The sequence below is a fragment of the Aminobacter sp. Y103A genome, assembly GCF_030294925.1.
Taxonomy (GTDB): Bacteria; Pseudomonadota; Alphaproteobacteria; order Rhizobiales; family Rhizobiaceae; genus Aminobacter; species Aminobacter ciceronei.
Genome location: NZ_AP017988.1, coordinates 195185 through 217146 on the forward strand (window position 1 = coordinate 195185; position 21962 = coordinate 217146).

Below are 21962 nucleotides of genomic sequence, written 5' to 3' on the forward strand. Positions count from 1 at the left end.
GAGACGATACCCCTCGCTACGATCCGTCACGACGGTCCGCCTTCTGATCGGCCGCCTGGCGCGCTGCGTCCGCCTGCTCCAGGTCGACGACGGCAAGAAGGGTGTCGTGTTCGTCGTAAATCCGGATGAGCCAGTCGGGGATGGGCCCCGTGTTCAGGTCGAGGTCGGCCAGCACCTCGACCGCACAGCGAAGCCCTTCCTCACGAGCGGCATCCAGGCTGGGCATCTTCGAGGGCGGCACCCGCCGGGAGCCATCGCCGTCGCGATATTCGAAGACGTAGATCCCGCCATCCTGATCCGTCACTGCCGTTTCAGTGACCTGATCAAAGTTGCCGTTGCTCTGGGCGTCATAGTCGTTAACGGCGCTGTCGAATGTTGCGGTCTGGACGAGCACGGCCTTTGCCCGTTCGATTGCCGCGGCTTCGTCGCCGGCAAGGCTGTCAACGTCGGCCATGGCAACGATGACACATTAGCCGCCCTCGCCCCTGAACATGACGCGCAGGATGGGATGGGCCTCGGCCGCGAGATCCTGTTCGATTTCCGTTCGGATGATTTGCATGATCGGCTCCCGTGATGGCTGCCCCGCCCCCTGCCCGCGATGTCTGCCCGTGGTCGCAGCCCCGTTGTCGCAGCTTGGCTAGAGTTTGACCGCCGTCTCCCGGCTCCACAGCCGCAGCTTGCGGCAGGTTTCGACAAATGCCTTTGCCGCCTTGGCATCGCCGAGAGGCACAAGGCCTTCGTCGGCTTGAGGATCGACCCCGGCCTTCTCCAGCAGCGGCACCCCTTCCGCGGTGAAGGCAATGAACTTGCAGTGGGCGAAGGCATCGGCGACGAAGTCGCGTGCAGCCGCCTCGCCTGCCAAGCGTTCGGCTCCCTGTTCCGAAACGACGAGAGCGACCGCATCGAACAGGACCGACGGGCCGCCGTCGACCATGTGCCGGGCTTCGATCCAGCTGCCGTCGGCGGCTTCGACCCCGCCGACCTTAGGCGCCACGACCTCCATCACGGCTCCCTCCTTGTCGATCGCCGCCTGGAGCTTCTTCAACAGCGCCGCATCGGCGCCGGGGCTGACGAGCACGCCCAGCTTGCGCCCGGCAAAGCTGTCGGGACCGTTCTCGATGATGCTGAGCGCCGGCGACGGCTTCAGGTCGTCGCGCGGTGCGACCGCGGCATCCGCCGGCGCGGGAAGCTTTTTAATGCCGAGCTTGTCGGCGACGGCGGTCGCTAGGCTCTCATCGATGTTGCGCAGATGCGCGACCATACGTTCGCGGATCACCGGGGTCTCCACCTTGCTCAACTCGAAGGTCAGGGCCATGGCGATGTGGCGCTGTTCCGGAGCGGTCTGGCTCTGGAAGAACTGCCTGGCTTGGCTGTAATGATCGGCAAAGCTCTCGGCGCGCAGACGCACCTTCTGGCCCTCTTCGGCATCGGCAAAGGAGCGGAACCCTTGCTGCGGCGATTCCCGGGGGCCCTCGCCGAATGAATTGGGCTGGTAGTTCACCCGGCCGACAGGATTGCGCATCGCCATGTGCCCGTCCTGCTGGAAGTGGTGGAACGGGCATTTGGGCGCGTTGATGGGCAGATGGGTGAAGTTGGTGCTGCCGAGCCGCTTCAGCTGGGTGTCGAGATAGGAGAAGTTGCGCCCCTGGAGCAGCGGGTCGTTGGAGAAATCGATGCCCGGCGGCACGTTCTGGGTCATGAAGGCGACCTGCTCGGTCTCGGCGAAGAAATTGTCGGGCATCCGGTCGAGCACAAGGCGGCCGACCGCGATCGGTTCGAGGATTTCTTCGGGAATGATCTTGGTCGGATCGAGCACGTCGAAATCGAAGCTGTCGGCAAAGTCCTGGTCGAAGATCTGGACGCGCATTTCCCATTCCGGGAAGTTGCCCGACTGGATGGCCTGCCAGAGGTCGCGACGATGGAAGTCGGGATCGGCGCCATTGATCTTCACCGCCTCGTTCCAGGCCACCGACTGCAGCCCGAGTTTCGGCTTCCAATGGAACTTGACGAAGGTCGATTCGTCCTTGGCATTGACGAAGCGGAAGGTATGGACACCGAAGCCTTCCATGAAGCGGAACGAGCGCGGGATCGCGCGATCCGACATGACCCACATGATCATGTGCATCGATTCCGGCGTCAGGCTGATGAAGTCCCAGAAAGTGTCATGCGCCGACTGCGCCTGGGGAAAGCCCCGGTCGGGCTCGGGCTTCACCGAATGAATGATGTCGGGGAACTTGATCGCGTCCTGGATGAAGAACACCGGGATGTTGTTGCCGACGAGATCCCAATTGCCTTCCTTGGTGTACAGCTTGACGGCGAAGCCGCGCACGTCGCGCGCAAGATCGAACGAGCCCTTGCTGCCGGCGACGGTCGAGAACCTGACGAAGGCCGGCGTCTTTTCGCCCGCCCGTTGAAACAGGTCGGCCCGGGTATAGGCGGCCAGTGACTCATAGGTTTCGAAATAGCCATGCGCGCCGTAGCCGCGGGCATGCACCACCCGTTCGGGAATGCGCTCGTGGTCGAAATGGAAGATCTTCTCGCGGAAATGGAAATCCTCGAGCGCGGTCGGGCCGCTTGCGCCGATCTTGAGCGAATTCTGATCGTCGGAGACGGGGCCGCCCTGTGCGGTGGTGAGCACGTCGATGCCGCCCGTTGCCGTCTGGTGCAGTTCGCCGCCGCTGCCGCGTTCCAGCTTCTGATCGTGAATTGTCGCAGGCTTGCGTGCCGAGGCGCTCGGAGTTTTGGCCATTGTCGTTTCCTTCGTGAGAGAATCCGCCGTCGCTTCCTTCCCAAATGCAGGGATGGCGATCGGGTTCCTGATTTTCGCGGCGTCTTCGCAGCGCGGGATTCCGGCAGCGCGCGAACGCAGCACTTGGCCTCGCCTGACCTCCGCGGCAGCCCCATCGCAACGATTTGCCGAGGGCCGCCGGAACAAACCGCCGCCGCAGCACGTTGCCCCGTCGAACGGAGGCACACATGGCACCGCGAGCCAACTGGAAGGGGACGCTGAAGGTCGGGGAACTGAGTTGTGCGGTCGCCCTCTACACCGCCGCCTCGACGTCGGAGCGCATCGCCTTCCACACCATCAACCGCGCCACGGGCCATCGCGTCCAGCGCGAATTCGTCGACAGCGAGACCGGCAAGGCCGTCGACAGCGAAGAGCAGGTCAAGGGCTATGATGTCGGCAAGGACGACTATGTCCTGCTGTCGCCGGAGGAAGTGGCAGCTGCCGTGCCGGAAAGCGACAAGACGCTTTCGGTCACCGCCTTCATCGCCTGCGCCGATGTCGACGACGTCTATTTCGACCGTCCCTATTATCTCGCCCCGTCAGGCGACACAGCCGAGGAGGCCTTCGCGCTCATCCGCGAGGGCATGCGGAAAAAGAACGTCGTCGCCATCGCCCAGGCCGTGCTGTTCCGGCGGGTGCGCTCGCTGCTGATCCGAGCCTATGACCACGGCCTGGTCGCCACCACGCTCAATTTCGACTACGAGGTGCGCTCGGCAAAGGACGCCTTCAGCGAAATCCCCGCGATGAAGATCGAAGGCGAGATGCTGGACCTCGCCCAGCACATCATCAAGACCAAGAAGGGCAGTTTCGACGCGGCGACGTTCGACGACCGCTACGAGGCGGCACTGGCCGACCTCGTCAAGGCAAAGCTGGAGGGCAAGAAGATCACCGCCCCGAAACAGCCGAAACGAGGGGATGTGATAGATCTGATGGCCGCGCTGCGTGAGAGCGCCGGCGTTGCCGGCAAAGCCACGAAGCAAAACAAGAGCGCCGGGCAAAAGAAGACCTCGCCGCAAAAGAGGGCGCGAAAACCTGCCAAGGCACAGCCGCCGCAGCGCAAGGCCGGATGATCATGGCGCTCGAAACCTATCGCAAAAAGCGGAATTTCGGCGCCACGCCCGAACCTAAGGGGCGGCAGGGGCGCCGCAGAGGCAACAGCTTCGTCGTCCAGAAACATGATGCCACACGCCTGCATTACGATTTCCGGCTGGAGATGGATGGTGTGCTGAAAAGCTGGGCGGTCACCAAGGGGCCCAGCCTGTCGCCCGGCGACAAGCGGCTGGCGGTGCATGTCGAGGACCATCCACTCGCTTATGGCGATTTCGAAGGAACGATCCCGAAAGGCGAATATGGCGGCGGCACCGTGATCGTCTGGGACCGCGGCAGCTGGACTCCGATCGGCGACGGCGCGGGCGGCTATGCCAAGGGGCAGCTCGATTTCGAACTCGACGGCGAGAAGCTTCACGGCCGCTGGCATCTCGTGCGCATGCGCGGAAAACCGCGCGAGAAACGGGAAAACTGGCTGCTGATCAAGGGCGACGATGAATTTGCCCGCGACAATGGCGAGGACGTGCTGGACGAGCTGCCGCTGTCGGTGAAGACGGGGCGGGACTTGGCGGAGGTCTCAGGCGAAGCTCCCGGCTGGTCGTCGAAGACCGGGCGCATCCGTGGCCCCAAGACCCTGCAGCACAAGGCAACAGCACGGAAGACTGGGGCACGGAAGACTGGGGCCCAGAAGTCGGGGACGCGGAAGTCGGGGGCGCGCGGCAAGGCCGCGCATGAGGCGCCGACCGCAGCACTTGCCGACATGCCGAAAGCCAGAAAGGCAGCCCTTCCTGCCTTCGTCGAGCCGGCTCTTGCAACCCTTGCGGCGTCGCCGCCGACAGGCGAGCGCTGGCTACACGAAATCAAGTTCGACGGTTACCGCCTGCAGGCGCGGCTTGAAGATGGCGATGTCTTCCTGTCGACGCGAAGCGGGCTCGACTGGACGGCCAAATTCGGCAAGGCGGTCGTCGACGCGCTCGCAGCGCTGCCCGTCACCACGGCACTCATCGACGGCGAACTTGTCGTCGAGACGGGCACGGGCGCGTCGGATTTCTCCGCCCTGCAGGCCGACCTGAGCGCGGGCCGGATGGATCGCTTCGTCTTCTACGCCTTCGACCTGCTCCATCTTGAGGGATATGACCTCACTCAGACGCCGCTCTCGGCACGCAAGGCACGGCTCGAGCAGCTTATTCCCGAGGGCAACGGCATTGTTCGCTACAGCGGCCATTTCGAGGAACGCGGCAGCCTGGTACTGCGCCACGCCTGCCGCCTCAGCCTCGAGGGCGTGGTGTCGAAGCTGCGCGATGGGCCCTATCGCAGCGGCCGCGGCAAGTCCTGGATCAAGTCGAAATGCTCGGCCCGCCAGGAGTTCGTCGTCGCCGGTTTCGTGCCCTCCAGCGTGTCGCGCAAGGCTATCGGCTCGCTCATCCTCGGCGTGTTCGACGGCAAGGAGCTTCACCATGTCGGCCGTGTCGGGACCGGTTTCACCGAAGCCGTGGCAAGGCAGCTCTTTGAGCGGCTCCATCGCTTGGAGATTGCGACCAGCCCATTTGCCGGACGCCTGTCGGCCGACGAAAGGCGCCAGGCCCGGTTTGTCCGGCCCGAGCTGGTGGCGGAAGTGGAGTTCAGGGCGTGGACCGCGGATGGCCACCTGCGCCACGCCTCGTTTCGCGGCCTGCGCGACGACAAGCCGGCGACGGAGATCGTCCGCGAAATCAGAAAGTCCGGCGCAAAGCCTCCGCCGCCGCAACGCCGCACCGTCAAACTCACCCATCCCGACCGCCTCTACTGGCCCGATGATGGCGTTACCAAGGAGGGGCTGGCGGACTATTATACCGATGTGTGGCGCCACATGGCACCGTTCGTCGTCGGCCGGCCGCTGGCGCTGCTGCGCTGCCCGAACGGCATAACAGGCGAAAAATTCTTCCAGAAGCATGCCTGGAAAGGGTTGAACCCGAACATCGGGCTGATCAAGGACCCCAAGGAAAAAGAAGGCGCGCCGCTGATCAGCATCAACGACCTCGATGGCCTGCTCGGCCTGGTCCAGTCGGCGACGCTGGAAATTCATCCCTGGGGCTCGACAGCAGCGGATTGGGAACATCCTGACATGATCGTCATGGATCTCGATCCGGGAGACGGCGTCTCTTGGCTGGCCGTCACCGAAGCGGCACAGGAGGTGCGGCAGCGGCTGGTCGACAAGGGGCTTGCCGCCTTCCTGAAAACATCGGGCGGCAAAGGCCTGCACGTCGTGGCGCCGCTCAAGCCGAAAGCCGACTGGCCCGAGGTCAAGGCCTTCACCAAGGCGCTCGCCGACGAGATGGCCTCCGACGATCCGGACCGCTACGTCTCGACGATCACCAAATCGAAGCGGCGCGGCAAGATCCTCGTCGACTATCTGCGCAACCAGCGCGGCGCGACCGCCGTCGCCTGCTATTCGACCCGGGCCCGACCGGGCGCTGCGGTGTCGGCGCCGCTGTCGTGGGAGGAGCTCGGCGCAGACATCGGACCGGCCCACTTCACCGTCGAAAACATGCCCAAGCGCCTCGAAGCCCTGGCAAGCGATCCCTGGGAGGATTTCCGCGCCGCCGCCGTCCCGCTTGCAGCAAAGCGCCGAAAGGCCGGCTAATTCTTGGCGCGCCCTTCTGACTTGATGCTGCGTTTCAGCGCATCCATGATGCTGACGACATTGCCCGACGAAGCGGCCGGCTCGGTCTTTTCCCTGGCCGGCCGACGGCGCCCCTTCTTCTTGGAGGCGATGATGTCGAGCAGCTTTTCCTGGACGGGATCCCGCACCATGTCAGGGTCCCACGGCTTTGTGCGGCTGTCGATCAGGCGGGTCACCAGGGTCATCAGATCCGGATCAGGCTTCGGCGCATCGATCCCGGTAAAATAGTCGCCGGCGTCCCTGACCTCGTCGCCATAACGCAATGTCCACACGACGATGCCCTTGCCGCGCGGCTCGAGCATCACGGCGCGCTCGCGCCGGTAGAGCACGAGGCGCGAGATGCCCACCATGCCGGCCGCCGCCATGGCGTCGCGGATCACCGAGAACGCTTCCTCACCGACCTTGTCGTCCGGGATCAGATAATGCGGCTTGTCCAGCCAGATCCAGCCGATGCTGTCTGCGGCAACGAACTTCTCGATATCGATGGTCCGGGTACTTTCAAGGCCGACGGCCTCGAGTTCCTCGTCCTCGAGCAGCACATAGTCGTCCTCGCCCCTGGGATAGCCCTTGACCTCGTCGTCCTCGTCGACCGGCTTGCCGGTGACGGCATCGACATAGTGGCTGACGACGCGATTTCCGGTCTTTTCGTTGAGGGTGTGGAAGCGGACCTTTTCGGACCCGCTGGTTGCCGGCGTCATCGCCACCGGGCAGGTCACCAGCGACAGTTTCATGTAGCCCTTCCAGAATGCGCGCTGTGCCATCGGTGTCTTCCCGCGTGTCGAGTGCCAGATGTCGAGCAGGAGTAACGTCAGATACGGGCTTGCGTTCCTGGGCAGGTGTCAGGATGCATCCCCCGGGATGCATGAGGAGAGATCATCAGCGATGGCGGCCAGGATTGCGGCGATGCGACCCAGCCGGTTCAACAAGTTCGTCGACCGCGTCTAGCAGGCGCAACTCGCCGCTCGAGTAAAAGCACCATCGCTCCAGGCGGCGAGGCTCGCAGATATGTCGACGGTGAGACTTGTCGATGTCACCGTCCAACTCAGCTTCTTGGTTGCGCTGTCGAGACAGACATCGGCAGTCCCGGTTCCGGTGCTGTCGGTCGGCGGAACCTCGCTCGCGGCCTTCAGATCGGCCTTGAACTTCATGCTCTCCGACAGGGACAGCACCGCCAGTAGCGTTCCATGGGCCACATAGACAGTCTGTGGGATCCGTTGTTCGGTTCCGGAGTAGCTGCCGCGGCCGGCGGCAGCGAAGCTGTCGTCACCTCCTGGCTATCCAAAGGTTTTCCCATCGCGGACGCCGGCCTCGGCGCCTTCGCCTATGGCCTGGACATTCTCGCCGGCGCGATCGCCACCGGCGCCGCTGGCGGACGAAGCCTTAGGTGGTGCTCCTGTTCGGCCTGCTCGTCATCCTGCGTCTCTTTTGTCATCGTCCAGCCGCCGCTTATCGGGGCCCTTTGCACGCCGTGCATCATTCCAGGCCGCGATGAGGGTGATCCTCATCCCCTACTCGATCGACGAGGTGCTGGCGACTGTCCAATATCTGTGGCGGGCCAGAAAGCGGGCGAGCCGTCCTGGCGGACTTTCTGGAGGGGCGGGCCGGCGCTTTCGGAGGATCCGACGCTGGAAGCCGACCTCGATCGCCCGGCTTGGGAAGCCTTTAAGGATTTATTCTTCGGCGGTGACCTTCCCCTGGTCACTTGGCGCAAGCATAGCGCTCGGCGTCCTGCTGATGGCGACGCCGCTCGTCCTTGGCGCCGAGCCGCGTACTTCAGCGATCATATCGTCGGCTGCCTCGTTATCCTCGTCGCAATCACCGCCATGGCCGAGATTGTGCGGGCCGTGCGCTTTCCCAATATAGCCCTTGGCGCGTGGATTGCGGCGGCACCGTGCGCGCTGGATGGAGGATCGGGCCTTGCAACGGCGGTGAACCTTGTGATCGGGCTCGCACTGATCGACCTGAGCCTGCCGCGAGGGGTCCGCAGCGATCAGCACTACGGCGGCTGGGATAGGGCGATCGTCCGACAGTCTTCGTGCACGGCGCAGGAACGGATCGCCGCCGCGGTCGTTGGTTTTCGATATCGAAAGGAGAAGGAACGATGGCCAGATGCGACCAGTGCGGCAACGATTACGACAAGGCCTTTGAGGTGATCATTGCGGAGGAAAGCTATACGTTCGACAGTTTCGAGTGCGCGATCCAGAAATTGGCCCCGACCTGCCCGCATTGCAATGTGCGCATCATCGGGCACGGTGTCGAACAGGGCGACGTGATCTACTGCTGCGCGCACTGCGCAGAGCAGGAAGGGGCGGATGCACTGATCGACCGGGCCCGTTGAGCCACGCCACCAGAGCTTCCGAAAGCGCGGGCAGGCGTTTGACCGGTGGCGTGGCGCTGGCACTGCGGCGATCGTCGAACATCAGCTTGATCTTCGGCAGGGTTCCGTCAGCGCGACCGGCTGCGGTACCTCATGCAGCGTGACCTGTGGCAACACAGGCTTTCTACGCGGACGCGCAGGTGCAGGTGGTCGCCATGACAGCGGCCTGTTCCTTGACACTGTCGGTGTTGGTTGGTCGACGGCACAACGGGCTCGGCCTTGGCGCACCTATTCCTGGGCGAACGCCCAATGCGCGCTCAGTGCGTGGCCGGTGGGAGAAAGGCCCGCCGGGGCTTTCGCGGGTTGGGGCGTCAACTTGGGCCTCGCGTTGCTACGCGCCAGAGTCGCACATCAGGTCGCAATTGTTGCGACGATGTCGCAATCAGGACCATGACGCAAGGGCAACCGAGTCATCTTGCGCACGGCCCGATGGCCGACCGACGCATGACAAAATCTCAGGGAGGGAAGCATGTCGTCTATCAAAACCACCGCGACCGAGGATCATGGCCTGGAAGCCGGCCAGGACAACATTCGCGTTCTGGGCTTGGACATTCACAATCCGGTCTTCTTCGTTTCTGCGGTAATCATCGTCGGCTTCGTCATCTTCACCCTGATCTTCAGGAGTTCCGTCGGCCCGGCGCTCGGCAACTTGCGTGTATGGCTCACGTCCACCTTCGACTGGCTGTTCATCATAGCCGGCAATCTGTTCGTCCTGTTTTGCCTCGCCGTCGTCCTGTCGCCAATGGGTCGCGTGCGCATCGGAGGTGCCGACGCCGTGCCGGAATTCGGCTATGCCGGCTGGTTCTCAATGCTTTTTGCCGCCGGGATGGGCATAGGGCTGATGTTCTTTGGCGTGCTGGAACCGATGTATCACTTCAACAACCCGCCTCTGGGCATCGCCGGCCCGGTTGCCGACGGCGTGTTGAGTGCCGGCGCTGTCGAGGCCGCGCGCGAAGCCGCCATGGCCGCGACCATCTACCATTGGGGCCTGCATCCGTGGACGATCTATGCGGTCTTGGGGCTGTCGTTGGCTTTGGCCGCCTACAACAAGGGCATGCCCCTGTCGGTCCGCTCCGCCTTCTATCCGATCTTCGGCGAGCGCGTTCGCGGCTGGATTGGCCATGTCATCGACATTATGGCCGTCTTCGCCACCCTGTTCGGATTGGCGACATCACTTGGCTTTGGGGCAGAACAGGCGTTGGCCGGCCTCAACTTCCTTTACGGCGTTCCGGTGACGGACACGATGAAAGTTCTGCTTATCGCCGGCATCACGGCAATTGCGCTGGGTTCGGTTGTCGCCGGCCTGGACGCGGGCGTCAAGCGCCTGTCCGAGATCAACATGGTCCTCGCTGTGCTGCTGGTGGCTTTCGTCTTCGCTCTTGGACCGACCGGGGAAATCGTCGCCGGCTTCTTCAGCAACACTTGGTCCTATGTCACCAATCTGCCTGCGCTGTCCAATCCCTTCGGGCGCACTGACGACGAGTTCCTCCATGGCTGGACCACCTTCTACTGGGCGTGGTGGATCTCCTGGTCGCCATTTGTCGGCATGTTCATCGCCCGTATATCGAGAGGCCGCACAGTGCGCGAATTCATCGTCTGCGTGCTGCTCATTCCGACGGTCGTATCGATCTTCTGGATGACAGCCTTTGGCGGCACGGCACTTTCGCAATTCCTGAACGATGGTTATCAGGGCGTGCAGGAGACCGTCGTGGCCTACACGCCTGAATTGTCGCTATTCCGGCTGCTGCAGCCCCTGCCATTGGCGGGGCTCACATCGCTGATCGGTATCGTGCTGGTGATCGTATTCTTCGTCACTTCCTCTGATTCAGGCTCGTTAGTCATCGACACGATCACAGCTGGCGGCAAGGTCGACGCGCCTGTAGCGCAACGCGTCTTCTGGGCCACTTTCGAAGGCCTGGTTGCCATTGCACTGCTGCTCGGCGGCGGGCTTGCCGCGCTTCAGGCGAGCGCCATCGCGACCGGCTTTCCCTTTGCCCTGCTGCTACTGCTCATGATGGTGGCGACCTGGAAGACGCTTCAGTCGGAAACCGCGCTGATAAATCGCGCCCGGACAAGGTGAGCGATGGTGTTTGTTCGCCGATCGGGCGAAGCGACCGGTCTCTTAGTGCTCTTATGTGGAGAAGGCGAAACCCTAAGCGACTTGGAAGCGGAGAATGCCGCGGCCGCTGAGAGGCTCACCTCGCACTGGAGCTAGAAACCAACCTTCCTTTGCCTTCTGGCCCAGGGCTGTCGTTGCGAGGGCTTGCGGACGCCGGCGTTATGCGCGAACTGCCGTGCAGCGGGCCGCGTCAGCAGGCCTTCACAACACGAGCAGCAGAGCGAAGGTCCGAAATGGAGGAGCGCACCGAAGGGCCGGAATTGGCGCAAGACGCTCGTTCGTGCTGGTCAGAACGGGCGACCGCTTACCCCGGTTATTCAAGCTAAGTCATTCCAGTGCTTCATGTGCCTCCTGGTAGCGAAATTCGGCCCGGCTCCAGACGTTCTGTCACGGCCCTTGCTAAGTGGCAGGAACGTCTTGGCCCTCAGGCGAAGAACGCCCGCATCCGTGGCCACCAACCGATTGCGGCGCGGACGCGTCGGGCAGCGCTGGCACCTCTGGTCGACTCGCCGAGATGACAGTGGCAGACTATGTTATGCAGCTGCCGGTCGGATAGTTCGAAGAAGCGCTTGGCCTCGCCGTAACTGTCGTCACTAAGCCCCGCTGCTCGGAAGACTGGATCCTCGAAAGCCACCGTGATGGGCGAACCCGATGCGCGCATGGTCTGTCGTTCGGCGTGCGGGAGAAACTCGGTGCCAGAAAGGGTGGTCAGACGTCGCTTCGGCTGGTCCTTAAGCAATCTAGCCCAGCGCTCGAGACGCTCGATGCGCGTCATAGGAACGACGTCGGCCAAGGCTTGCAGTTGTTCGATGCTGTGATGCTTCATCGCTGCCTCCATTTTTTAGGCGTCGGCTATCTGGGCTAGCCTATAAAGCAGGCGCCTTGTTTGCGCAGAAACTTGGGCCTGCTGGGGACGCCCAGCAGGCCCCGCTCTCCAGAGCGCTATCGCTGAGGGGGCATCACGCTCCGAGCATCATCAATTCGGAAACGATCTAATAGTTCCTTCGTGTTGAAAACGGAAAAAGGCTCGCAATCGTCGGCTCAGTATGCCCGTGAGCGTGGAGGCGTATACACCAGTCGAATGTGCTGACTGTTGGAACGTGGGACGAACGCCAACGGACCTTGAGATGCAAAGGTGGAACAGATGGAATTTTCTGCTCGAAATGGTGTCCTCGCAAGATAACCTGAGCAACGGTTCGTTCAAATCCCTGTTTACATAAAGACACCGTTCGCGCGTGACAGGGTCAATACCATCGGCCTCGACCGTACCAACCGCCTCCTCCAATTAGCAATACGATCAGGATGATTATTAGAAGCGTCGTGATATCCATTGGAGTTCTCCAGCCACCATTGACTTACACAACGCTTGGCCCGTCCGCTTGTTCCGGCGCAGGCCTGTCGCAACCCGTCGTCGCTCAGCTTGGCGTGTCCGTTGGCCAAGCGATTGACCGTGGTGAACTGTTTGTTGCGCGCGCTCGTCGAACGCGCGCAAATACAGACGTAACCCTCGCTTTCCCAACGTGTCTCCCGCTGGCGCGCGAAGCCTGCTTTGCTGAGAGTTCCGGCAGACGATTTGCCGGTGCGGCGATCCTACTCGGTTTGCGTACTGGATTTTCTGGCCATCCCAGTCGGCATGCGCGTGATCACTTCACAGTGAGTTCCATTTGGGCCAAACCGTTGGAACAGCAAGGCGCGCATCGGGATCGGTCGTGATGGTGACCGCTCTAGCGGTCGGAACACGTCGCAGGTTCGCGGATTAAATAAGCAGAACCTCAGCTGTGATGGGAGCCGAATATGCCTATTCCTGGTCCTGACAGTCGCAGTCCCAATCCCGCGCCGGCGCGTCCGCATCCGCCGCCAATAGCCCCGGCAGTCGTGCAGCCAGGTGTTCCGCCACCCTCCCCCGGCCCCGCAGGCAGCGCAAAAACGCGTGTTGAACCGTGCGCCTTTGTGTGGCTGAAACGGATTGTGGTCATAGTGGCGTGTACAGTAGGAGCTGTTGCCTCGGCAACGGCGCAATCCTCAAATGGTGGCGAAGAATTGGTTCCGGCTGACCCCTGTCAGGCAAAGCCCGGGGATCACAGCGAAGATCCGACGGTCGACACGTCAAGAGAGGCTTTACCTTCTGAAAACACCTTGGAACACTGCAAGGGCGTTCTGACTCCGCCAAAGATCGGCGACCACGAGATCGAAGAGCCTCCACCAAACACGGGGACAACGCGCATCATTCGCCCTGGCGATATACCGGAACAGGCTCCGAATTGACGCGGCCGCCGGTCGCGAAGGCAACGCTATGGGAAGCGCTGGACATGGGAATTGAACCACAGAGACCAGCGCAAGAGGTGAGCCGTCCAAGCAGTCGCATGCCCAGCGCGACCAGCTGATAATAGATCGAAATAGCTAGAGGCAGCGTAGCTCTTATACGCGATTGACCTGCATGATCTGAAGCTTAACTTTCGGTTAAAATTGCCGGAGTTCGCCGGGCGGTTAATTTATTCGTTGATTGTGCGGAGTCGCTTCGTGCTAAGTCGAAACTTCTCGTCAATCGAAAAGCTCAAGATTTCCGAGCGTGGTTTTAATACATTAGAATACACTTCAGCCGCATATTGCGAGTCTATCTGGGAGCAGTTCGGCATACCCGCTCCGCGTGTGGCCTTGCTTCCTAAGGCGAGCACGCAATTCAGCAATCTTCGCAAGATTTTCGAAGTCGTCGACAGCGGCGATGCGGATGCCATTGTTCTGACGGACGAGCGACACGTTTTGGCACTCGATGACTTCCGAAGCGCCAGGAACCTTTGCTTGGTGCCGGTGGTCAATATGACCGGCCGATCCAGCCATGTCGCTGACGTCGATTTCGACGTCGCCGATCCGAAATCGATCATAAAAACGGCAGGCCTTATCAGCAAGTTCGCCGAAAGAAGAGCCCGCCTGTCACACAGATTTCTACTGGCAGATTCACCGGCTTCAAGAATGCTGGCGCACTTGTTTGTGTCGGGCGAAGCCCTCACGCCGGTTCGTGATCCAGAGTCCAAGTATTTTTTCGCCATGAAGGGATTTCTCGACACCAATTCGACCGTGCTGATCGCGGAGGCTCTTGCAAATCGAGGCTGGTTGGACAGGCATTTCGTCGACAGGCATCATCAATGTGACCCATGCGGCTCGCACCGACTTGTGGTGAGGGAAGAATGTCCAAACTGCCGGTCAGCCAACCTTGATGAAGCAGAGTTGATCCATCACTACAGCTGCGCCCAACTTGGCCCGGAGGTCGACTTTCGCCGTGGCAATGCACTTATCTGCCCGAAATGCAGCAAGCAGTTGCGAAACTACGGAAAGGACTACGACAAGCCGGGAAGCGTGCAAATATGTGGCGAATGCCGCCACACGACGTCAGAGCCGGCAATCGGGTTTGTGTGCCAAGACTGCGGAGTGAGCATCGATGGCCAAAAGGTAACGACAGTCGATCTGTATTCCTATGCTTTGAGCGACTACGCCACCCATCAGCTCACCGACGGTACGCGGCAGGCACTGCATTCGCCACCACAACTCCGAGACTGCCCAGACGGATTGCAAAAGGAGTTGCGCTCCTTCACGAATGACCTGCCGGTGCTACACGATTGCGTCGTTGCAGAGTTGATCTATGAGGCCAAGGACGAAATCGTAAGTCGGCGCGGCGAAGCGACTTTTACCTCCCTCCGCCGATTGTTCGCCGAAAACTTGCAAGGCCATCTGGCGGGAATGGCCACCGTACATTCGTCGACCGAACGCGATTTCGTGCTCTTTTTCCATCTGACGCAATCCGACCGGGAGACTGATGCACAGGTCATTCTCAACATGTGCGAGGCAGTTCTGTCAGACCATCTGCAGCCGAGGCTGCGCATCTTGTGGGGTGGTTCGGACGGGGCGATCGCGTGACTGACATCGAATTCGGCCTCTCGTTTCTATATTCACAGACCCTGTCGAGCGTCGTTGCGATCTTCTGGTACACGCTGATGTTCGATCTGCCGCGCTACGCCCTGCCATTTGCTGCGCTGGCGCTGAGCCAAAGAAGAGAAGCAGCGCAGTCCGATCCGATCGGACAACCCCATTGCATGCCCCTCAAGGTCAGTGTTGTTCTGATTGGCCATAACGAGGCGGATTCGATCCGGGCATGCGTCCGATCGCTTAGGGAGCAGTCGTTTTTCGACTTCGAGATCGTGATTGTCAGTGACGGCTCCACCGATCGAATGAGCAAAGTTGCGCGTGAGATCGTCGGATCCGGTGACGCGACCTGTGTCCTTTCGACTGATGTCAGGGGCGGCAAGTCAAGCGGCGTGAACTTCGCCTGCGAAATCGCCAAAGGCGACATCATCATCAACGTCGATTGCGACTGCTCGTTCGATCGCTTTGCCATTGAAGCGCTGGTACGTGCTTTTGACGACCCTCTCGTCGGAGCGGCATGCGGTGACATCGCCCCGCGAAATGCCAGCGCAACGCTGATGACGCAGATCCAAGAAATTGAGTATTTGCAGTCCATCTCCGTGGGCAAACGCTTTGGCGGATCGATGGAGCAAATAACATGTTGCTCGGGGGCGTTCGGTGCATTTCGCCGCGAGGCGTTGGCTCAGGTTGGCGGGCTCGACGTTGGTGGCGGCGAAGATCTGGATGTTACCATTCGAATGCGCCAAGCCGGCTGGCGCATTGCCTTTGTTCCGGATGCGTTGTGCTACACCGATGTGCCGGAGTCGGTTTACGCCTACATTCGACAGCGTCTGCGGTGGGAGCGTGACGCTTTCTGGCTCAGGTTCAGAAAGCATCGTCGGCTGCTCAATCCCTTCGGGAGCAATTTCCGCTCCGCTGAGGCGTTTCACCAATGGGACTTTGCTCTTTTCAGCGTCGCAAGCACGGTCGTATTTCCGCTCTACCTTCTGTGGCTTGTCACTCATTTTGGGCCCGAAGCCATCCCGATCCTGATCGCCCTCCAATCGGCCTTGTTACTGTTCGACGCCGCAATGCTCGCCTTGGCAAACCGGATAACCCACCGCGCTGCCTTTGGACGAAACGTGCCGTTCCTGCCGGCCTATTCGCTGTTCATGTCGTATGTGATGCGATTTGTGCGATTGACCGCTTACGTCGACGAGTGCTTTGTTTCAGGCTCTCATCGCGACAACTATGTGCCGGCAAAAGTGCGTCTGCTTAGGCCGTGGTGACCACGCATCTATGCAACACATCCGCAAAAGAACGCTTATAGACAATATCGACAAGCAACAGAGATCGCACACCGGCCGTTTGGGTAGGGCGATTTACCTTATATTGCTGGCGAGTTTTTTCCTAATGATTGCGTACTACCTCGTCGGCTCACTGGTTATACTGTCGGCTGACGGAATCGTGCTCAATGACAAGCGCGTCGTTGCGGCCAGCTATCCCGCCACCATTGTCAAGGTTCTGGTCAGCGAAGGCGACGTCGTAGACAATGGCGCGCTACTCGTCCAGCTCGAGTCCTTCGAGATGGTCAAGGAAATCGCCGACCTTTCTGTGCGCTCAAGTGAAATGGTAGTGAAAGAGACCGAGTTGCGAGGACAGTCGACAACAATATCCATTCTCCTGCCACTGGCGGAGCGCGCCTCGCGCGAAAGCGGCGAGACGGTAGCCAGGCTCGACCAGGTAGCCAGGCAGGGGCTAATCCCAATGCGGACACGCGATGACGCTGTGAGCACAAGCTTCCAGGCGACACAAAGGCTGGCTGAACTGACTGCCCAAGGCCTGGACAACCAAGCGCAACTTCGGATGGTTCAAGAGTCACGACAAGTCGCCGAGAACGCTGTCGCCAAGCTTAAGGAAATATATGATGACGGAAAAATCCAGGCCTTGACCGCTGGAGTGGTTGGTTCTCGCGTGCCTGTTCCCGGCCAGTTCGTCCGTCCTGGCGACGAACTTCTTCAGATTAATGGCGGGCGGTCTTACATTCTGGCGTACCTTCCAGATGAGTATCTATTCCCCGTCACCGAGGGATTGAAAGTCGACGTCAGCGCTGGAAGCGATCGCAGCGAAGGCACCGTCGAAAAAGTGCTCCAGATTGCTGACGCACTGCCTGCGGAGTTTCAAAACATGCTGCGACCAAGAGATCGCTCCCGGCTCATCCGCATTGCGCTGCCCAACGGGAGTCCATTTGCCGTTTCTCAGAAAGTCGTGGTGCGCGGCTGTGTTTTCGGATGGTGCTGGGTGAAATGAAAGTTGCCCTAGATGTCGTTTCCAAGAATGTTGTTCAGTCTACGGAATGGGCTGATGCCGCCGAGGGCTGAGTGTGGGCCGTGCGAGATTGTAGTTGTCTGCCCACTGGTGAATGGCTTTGGTGCGTTCGTTCGATGAGGCGTATGGCCTGACATAGGCCCATTCGCGCAGCGAAGTCTGGATGAAGCGCTCCGCCTTGCCGTTGTGCGCCGTGCCATCAGCTGCACGAGCCATTCGCCTAGTCCCGTGTCGCTCGGCGTAGCGGATGACCGCCATAGCGCCGACCACTAGAATCTGGTTTGGAGATGCTGCCGAGCTTCTCCGTACCGCTGCTCTCCAGGATCTGTGCCCTCACGACCATGAGCTGAGCTTCGAGCATCCCATGGCAGAGCCGTGCGTCGGGCGGCACCCTCGGATCGTTTTCGTCCATGATAACGACGAGCAACTGCTCGATTCCACCCGCCCGATCGGCGCCAGGTCATCATGGGGCATTATCCTAAACATCGTCGCCTTCATGATGGGCGGAGGCTTTAAACTGCCGTAAGGGCAGCAGAATCATGATAGCCTGACACCGTGTGACACACTCCCATCCCTAGCCCCGCTGGCTCCGGCAGGCGGGGTTTTTTCGCGTTCAAACGGTCACGATGCCAGAAACACCCGTTCGAATTCTGCGTCGGCCCGCTTGATCGTCAGAAACTTACGTTTCCCTTGACGATCGCGGTCCGTTCGAAACAAGTCCAGCCGTTCAAATGACACCGCTGCGACCATGTCCCATTTCACCCAGCCCACGTGCGCATCAAGGCGCGGGCAACGACTCGGCAAAATCGGGAGGGGAAATCGGCACTACGCTACCAATGCCATCCCTATGGCGCCTTGGAGACACGTGCTGCCGTCCGTCTCGCCGTCTTCTTCAAGCATCCGCACCGCTGCCGCGCCACGATGGCTTAGGCGGCCATTTATACGGTACCGCTGACCAAGCTACCCAACGCCCTGCAACCGCAAGCTTGCGGGGCTTTTCTTAGCAAAGCTTAGCTATAAGGCGAATAGCACTGCCGACGGGGACCGTTGTAGGGCTGGAAGGTATTGTCGTAGGCCCTGTAAGACCGGTAGCGGTCATAGCACCACTGGACATGGGCGTCGTTTCTAGTGCGTTGGACATATGGCGGCTGAGCATAACGAGGTTGGTTCAGCGCTCCGCCAATGATAGCCCCCGCGATGAAGGCGCCAGCCGGGAACCAGAAGTCGTTGTATCGACGATAGCCTGGCCGGTAGTCCCGAAAACCGCGGTGCCCATTGAGGTAAACCACGTTACCACGCCGGATTACCCGATAGCGACGATCATCGCGATTCATGCGTCGTTGCCAGTAGCCATCATATTGAACCTGTTGGAACGCAGCCTCTGCCGACGGTGCTTTCAGTGGATAAGCAGGTACGGCAACGGCCGGAATAACGGACGCTACCGCAAAAGATGTGGCGATTGCCGTTGCCATCAGCCGGGAAAGGATCCTGCTCATGATCAACTCCTCATGACGTTACCCAATTTTTGCAACGTCCGCGCCGGTGCAATGGTTCCGGTGAAGCCGTACGAGGCCCTACGGCGTGGTAAACCACGCCCATGTGACAGGCCATTTGCAGGCACCTGTCAGCGCTGACTGTCTCCGCGCCATTGCCGCCAAGACACTTTGCGTGGTACTGCGCGGGGAGCCCCATCAGCCCCAGATGCCGTTTCAGCGTCCGATACTGCTTTGCGTCTTCCACGCCGATAATGTAATCGCGAGTAACCGCTATTTTGATGGGCACCGGTGGGTCAACGGTTCGGCGGCAGCGGCGACAGGTGCCCCCAGTTTGGTAAAGCTGGCATAGATGTCTGCAATCAAGCCCGGCAGATCGGCTGCATGAACCGGGTTGTTGGAACATAAGCTGCGACAAGATCGGAAGTCAGCTCGACAATCTGGCCGCCCGGCTTTGGCAATATTTCGGTCGACATATTTCTCCAATAGTCACGCAAGCGGTATCTAATTTATCCAACGGCTATCATTGCAATAGCCATGGCGAGTACGCCATCGCGAGATTGGCGATCGACCTCCGAAACGTCAGACGATCAGGGAGGTTTGTCCAAAAGAATTTATGCGAGTATCGCCGATTTAAGGTTCAACCGTTGATGACTCGACTGAGATGCGCGGGTTTGTCAAAAATTCTCCATTCAGCGTTCGACAGTCATACCGGAGGTAAGCATGCCTTTAGGTGGTACCTGTTTTGGGCCCGGCGACCTGGATTTCATGGCACGTATCCTTAGGGAGACCCTGCCGCCTTCAGCGACTGACATAGATAAGGAATTGCAGACAGCATCATTGATCTGTCTATATGGATCGGGCATCACAGATAGAGATCGATTGATCCACATTCTGAAGGAAGGCAGCCACAAACGACCCCGCCAAGGTTGGCGGAAGGCGACCGATCGCGCATACCCTCTATCTAGGGCATCCTCGGCCTGAACGAAGAAGAGAGCGCCCGCGCCAGAAGGGGTGCTGTTAGCGCAGGCGCAAGGCTCTCTCGGTTGCCTGGTGGGACGATGGCAAGGGGGCGAGCTTAAGGGCGATTCTACTCCCCGCTGACGCTGCGTCAAGCTTGGGCCGGCAGGCTTCGCAGTCTGGCGGAACCATTCCCACATTGCCGAATTTATGATGCCGGAGCGACCCGACAACCCCGCCGTCACTCGCTCCTGAGCAGCGGGCCTGCCGCTTCTTTTCCAACCGGAAGCGGTGGGCCATCGCTAGTATGCCGGAAAGGTGATGGAACCATGTTGCTCGCTGGCGCTTGGCTGCCCAGGAGAACGGGCAATGCCAGACGACCATCATATTGAAGAGATCATTGAAGAGATCGAAGCCATCCGCGGGGAACTACGGGCTGTGAGAAAACGCATCGCCGCTTCAGCCTCCAAGGTCCTTCTGGAGGAGGCCGACACGCTGCTGTCGGTATCAGAAGACCTTATGAACAAGGTCTTCCAATCACTCCGACGCAAAACACTGTAGCCGTCATGGCTTGCCTTGTCCCGGCATCCTTGTGGCGGCGGGCTTATCCCTTACCAAGAGCTCGCTCAGCGTCGTGGCTGCTCTTTTTAGCAAGTTGCGAGTTTCCAGGTCAGGCAAGGAACCGGGATGGTCGGCCACATCCAGCAATTCGAGAACGAGATCCACACCCTTCTGATGTAATTCGGGCACTTCAAACTCCTCCTCCAACGCCAAGACGCGCGTAACCTTGACTGGGCGTGGAACGACTTTCAACGGCGTTCATGTGGCGAGGCGCGTTCCGACGCGGCGCCGCGGGGGTCTTTCGCATCGCATCTCCGGCAACGCGCGCGGCAGGCCCTTTATCCGGCAAACTATGATGGATGGGGTAGAATAGGGGGGGTTAGCGTTGGACGCAACCTTGAGAGAGCACGCACTTCAATCCTGATAATGACCGGAAGGGTGGCAAGGTCGACGGTGTCTGGCGCCGAAGCGACGAGCGGAAGCCGGTCGCGCGGTGCGGCCCGCTGGAGTTGCCGCGTTTCTTTCGCGAATACGGGCGGTAGAGGTGGCTCCCAGAGATTCGATTCAGGACTACATCGACAGCGCGCCAACTTCGCCATGCAACTGGCCGAGGAAGAAAAACTTGCTAGCCTCGGGCGGCTCGCCTCCAGGATGGCGCACGAGATCAATAATCCGCTCGGCGGCTTGTTCAACGCCATCGACACGCTGAAGACGCATGGCAGGACGCCGGGCGTGCGCGATACTTCGATCAGCCTGATCGAACGCGGGCTGAATGGCATCCGCGAGGTCGTCGATGCGGCGCTCGCTACCTATCGCCCCGAACGATCGCTCAGGCCGCTCAGCGCCGACGATCTGGAGGACGTCAGGGTTGTGATGAAACCGGAGTTGCGCCGGCGCCGGCAGAGACTGGACTGGCAAGTCGAGTGGCCGGCCGAAGTGGCTGCGACGATACCCGGCGGCCCGGTGCGGCAGGCGGTGTTGAACCTTCTGCTCAACGCCAGCGCTGTCACGCCTGAAGGAACTGCAATCGGCCTGAGCGTCAAGCGGACGGCGGACCAGCTGAGGATTTCGGTCTCCGACGAAGGTCCGGGCATGCCCAGGGATTCGATCGCCATGCTGAGCGATGACGATCCCGGCCCGGCGGTGCGCGCCGGACGCGGGTTTGGACTCTGGATGGTGCGCCGCATGGTCGACGCCTGCGGGGGCAAGGCCAATGTCGACGCAAGACCATCGGGAGGATCGGTCGTCACCCTGACCTTGCCGATCCCGGAGGAAACACGGAATGAACGTAGCCATGCTGCCTGAGCGCGCCCGCGTCGGGTTGGTCGAAGACGATCCCGTCATGGGCGGTTCCATCGTACAGCGGCTGGAGCTTGAGGGCTGGGACGTGACCTGGTGGCAGACCGGAGGAGAGGCCGTGGCGGGTCTCGGCCGAGTCGCCGGCTCCCTCGACCTCGTGATCTGCGACATCCGACAGCCGGACATGTCTGGCGAGGCGGTGTTCGAGGAAATGGCGCGGCAGCCGAATGCTCCTCCCTTCCTTTTCGTCACGGGTTTCGCCGAGATCGACCAGGCCGTCCGCCTGATGCGCTCCGGTGCGGTCGACTTCATGACCAAGCCCTTCGCGATGGATGATTTCCTGAAGCGGATCGCCATCGGCCGGCGAACCATGCGCGCGGGCATGCGGCCAGCACGCCGAAGACCTCATTCATCGCTTCGCTGCGCATAGC

18 protein-coding genes and 2 pseudogenes are annotated in these 21962 nt (G+C 60.7%); 11 read left to right on the plus strand and 9 right to left on the minus strand.

Annotated elements, in window-relative coordinates:
- Positions 1-16 precede the first annotated feature (16 nt).
- The gene (locus Amn_RS30855) at positions 17-454 is read right to left on the minus strand and encodes a DUF6894 family protein (protein ID WP_286299187.1); all 438 of its coding nucleotides are present in this window, start codon (positions 452-454) and stop codon (positions 17-19) included.
- A gap of 183 nt (positions 455-637) precedes the next feature.
- A complete protein-coding gene (gene katE, locus Amn_RS30860) occupies positions 638-2749 on the minus strand; it encodes a catalase (RefSeq protein WP_286299189.1) in 2112 nt (703 codons plus the stop codon).
- Positions 2750-2976: 227 nt separating this feature from the next.
- Between katE and ku (Amn_RS30865) the strand changes: the two genes are divergently transcribed.
- Together ku (Amn_RS30865) and ligD are read left to right on the plus strand one after the other, a co-directional pair.
- Complete coding sequence (gene ku / locus Amn_RS30865) at positions 2977-3858, plus strand: non-homologous end joining protein Ku (RefSeq protein WP_286299190.1); 882 nt, start codon at positions 2977-2979, stop codon at positions 3856-3858.
- A 2-nt stretch (positions 3859-3860) separates the two neighbouring features.
- Positions 3861-6458, plus strand: coding sequence for a DNA ligase D (gene ligD / locus Amn_RS30870; RefSeq protein WP_286299192.1), 2598 nt, complete (start codon positions 3861-3863; stop codon positions 6456-6458).
- Here the strand turns inward: ligD and ku (Amn_RS30875) are convergent.
- Together ku (Amn_RS30875) and Amn_RS30880 are read right to left on the minus strand one after the other, a co-directional pair.
- Positions 6455-7258, minus strand: a complete 804-nt coding sequence (gene ku, locus Amn_RS30875) for a non-homologous end joining protein Ku (protein WP_286299194.1) — start codon at positions 7256-7258, stop codon at positions 6455-6457. The genes ligD and ku (Amn_RS30875) overlap by 4 nt on opposite strands.
- A gap of 180 nt (positions 7259-7438) precedes the next feature.
- Positions 7439-7645 carry a CHRD domain-containing protein gene (locus Amn_RS30880; protein ID WP_286299195.1) on the minus strand — a complete coding sequence of 69 codons (207 nt, stop codon included), beginning with the start codon at positions 7643-7645 and terminating at the stop codon, positions 7439-7441.
- A 36-nt stretch (positions 7646-7681) separates the two neighbouring features.
- Between Amn_RS30880 and Amn_RS30885 the strand changes: the two are divergent.
- The 3 genes and pseudogenes from Amn_RS30885 to Amn_RS30895 all read left to right on the plus strand — a co-directional run.
- Positions 7682-8521 (plus strand): annotated as a pseudogene (locus tag Amn_RS30885) (vitamin K epoxide reductase family protein); the annotation flags it as partial.
- 77 nt (positions 8522-8598) lie between these two features.
- Positions 8599-8835 carry a metallothionein gene (locus tag Amn_RS30890; RefSeq protein WP_286299197.1) on the plus strand — a complete coding sequence of 79 codons (237 nt, stop codon included), beginning with the start codon at positions 8599-8601 and terminating at the stop codon, positions 8833-8835.
- A gap of 508 nt (positions 8836-9343) precedes the next feature.
- Positions 9344-10954: a BCCT family transporter gene (locus tag Amn_RS30895; protein WP_286299199.1), complete on the plus strand. Its 1611-nt coding sequence runs from the start codon at positions 9344-9346 to the stop codon at positions 10952-10954.
- Between the two features lie 463 nt (positions 10955-11417).
- Here the strand turns inward: Amn_RS30895 and Amn_RS30900 are convergent, their stop codons facing one another.
- Positions 11418-11819, minus strand: a complete 402-nt coding sequence (locus Amn_RS30900) for a hypothetical protein (protein WP_286299201.1) — start codon at positions 11817-11819, stop codon at positions 11418-11420.
- 1694 nt (positions 11820-13513) lie between these two features.
- Between Amn_RS30900 and Amn_RS30905 the strand changes: the two genes are divergently transcribed.
- Genes Amn_RS30905 through Amn_RS30915 form a run of 3 tightly spaced genes read left to right on the plus strand, consistent with a single transcriptional unit; the run spans position 13514 to position 17200 of the window.
- On the plus strand, positions 13514-14905 hold the full coding sequence (locus tag Amn_RS30905; protein ID WP_286299203.1) for a TackOD1 domain-containing metal-binding protein: 1392 nt from the start codon (positions 13514-13516) through the stop codon (positions 14903-14905).
- Entirely contained in the window at positions 14902-16179 is a 1278-nt protein-coding gene (locus Amn_RS30910) for a glycosyltransferase family 2 protein (protein WP_286299205.1), read from the plus strand. The genes Amn_RS30905 and Amn_RS30910 overlap by 4 nt, the downstream gene beginning before the upstream one ends.
- Before the next feature lie 10 nt (positions 16180-16189).
- Positions 16190-17200: an HlyD family secretion protein gene (locus tag Amn_RS30915; protein ID WP_286299207.1), complete on the plus strand. Its 1011-nt coding sequence runs from the start codon at positions 16190-16192 to the stop codon at positions 17198-17200.
- 8 nt (positions 17201-17208) lie between these two features.
- On the opposite strand, the pseudogene Amn_RS30920 reads toward Amn_RS30915, so the two are convergent.
- From Amn_RS30920 to Amn_RS32680, 3 genes and pseudogenes are all read right to left on the minus strand, one after another.
- Positions 17209-17404, minus strand: a pseudogene (locus Amn_RS30920) (integrase core domain-containing protein); the annotation flags it as partial.
- Between the two features lie 824 nt (positions 17405-18228).
- Positions 18229-18714, minus strand: coding sequence for a BA14K family protein (locus Amn_RS30925; protein ID WP_286299209.1), 486 nt, complete (start codon positions 18712-18714; stop codon positions 18229-18231).
- Between the two features lie 10 nt (positions 18715-18724).
- Positions 18725-19117 (minus strand): MucR family transcriptional regulator, encoded by a 393-nt coding sequence (locus Amn_RS32680; protein WP_353622453.1) that lies wholly within the window; start codon positions 19115-19117, stop codon positions 18725-18727.
- 923 nt (positions 19118-20040) lie between these two features.
- Here Amn_RS32680 and Amn_RS30930 point away from each other — a divergent pair.
- On the plus strand, positions 20041-20232 hold the full coding sequence (locus Amn_RS30930; RefSeq protein ID WP_286299211.1) for a hypothetical protein: 192 nt from the start codon (positions 20041-20043) through the stop codon (positions 20230-20232).
- A 3-nt stretch (positions 20233-20235) separates the two neighbouring features.
- On the opposite strand, the gene Amn_RS30935 is transcribed toward Amn_RS30930, so the two are convergent.
- Positions 20236-20484, minus strand: a complete 249-nt coding sequence (locus Amn_RS30935; RefSeq protein WP_286299213.1) for a hypothetical protein — start codon at positions 20482-20484, stop codon at positions 20236-20238.
- 345 nt (positions 20485-20829) lie between these two features.
- Here Amn_RS30935 and Amn_RS30940 point away from each other — a divergent pair, with 345 nt between their 5' ends.
- Positions 20830-21537 (plus strand): sensor histidine kinase, encoded by a 708-nt coding sequence (locus tag Amn_RS30940; RefSeq protein ID WP_286299215.1) that lies wholly within the window; start codon positions 20830-20832, stop codon positions 21535-21537.
- Complete coding sequence (locus tag Amn_RS32685) at positions 21527-21961, plus strand: response regulator (RefSeq protein ID WP_353622444.1); 435 nt, start codon at positions 21527-21529, stop codon at positions 21959-21961. Before Amn_RS30940 ends, Amn_RS32685 begins: the two co-directional genes overlap by 11 nt.
- Position 21962 lies beyond the last annotated feature (1 nt).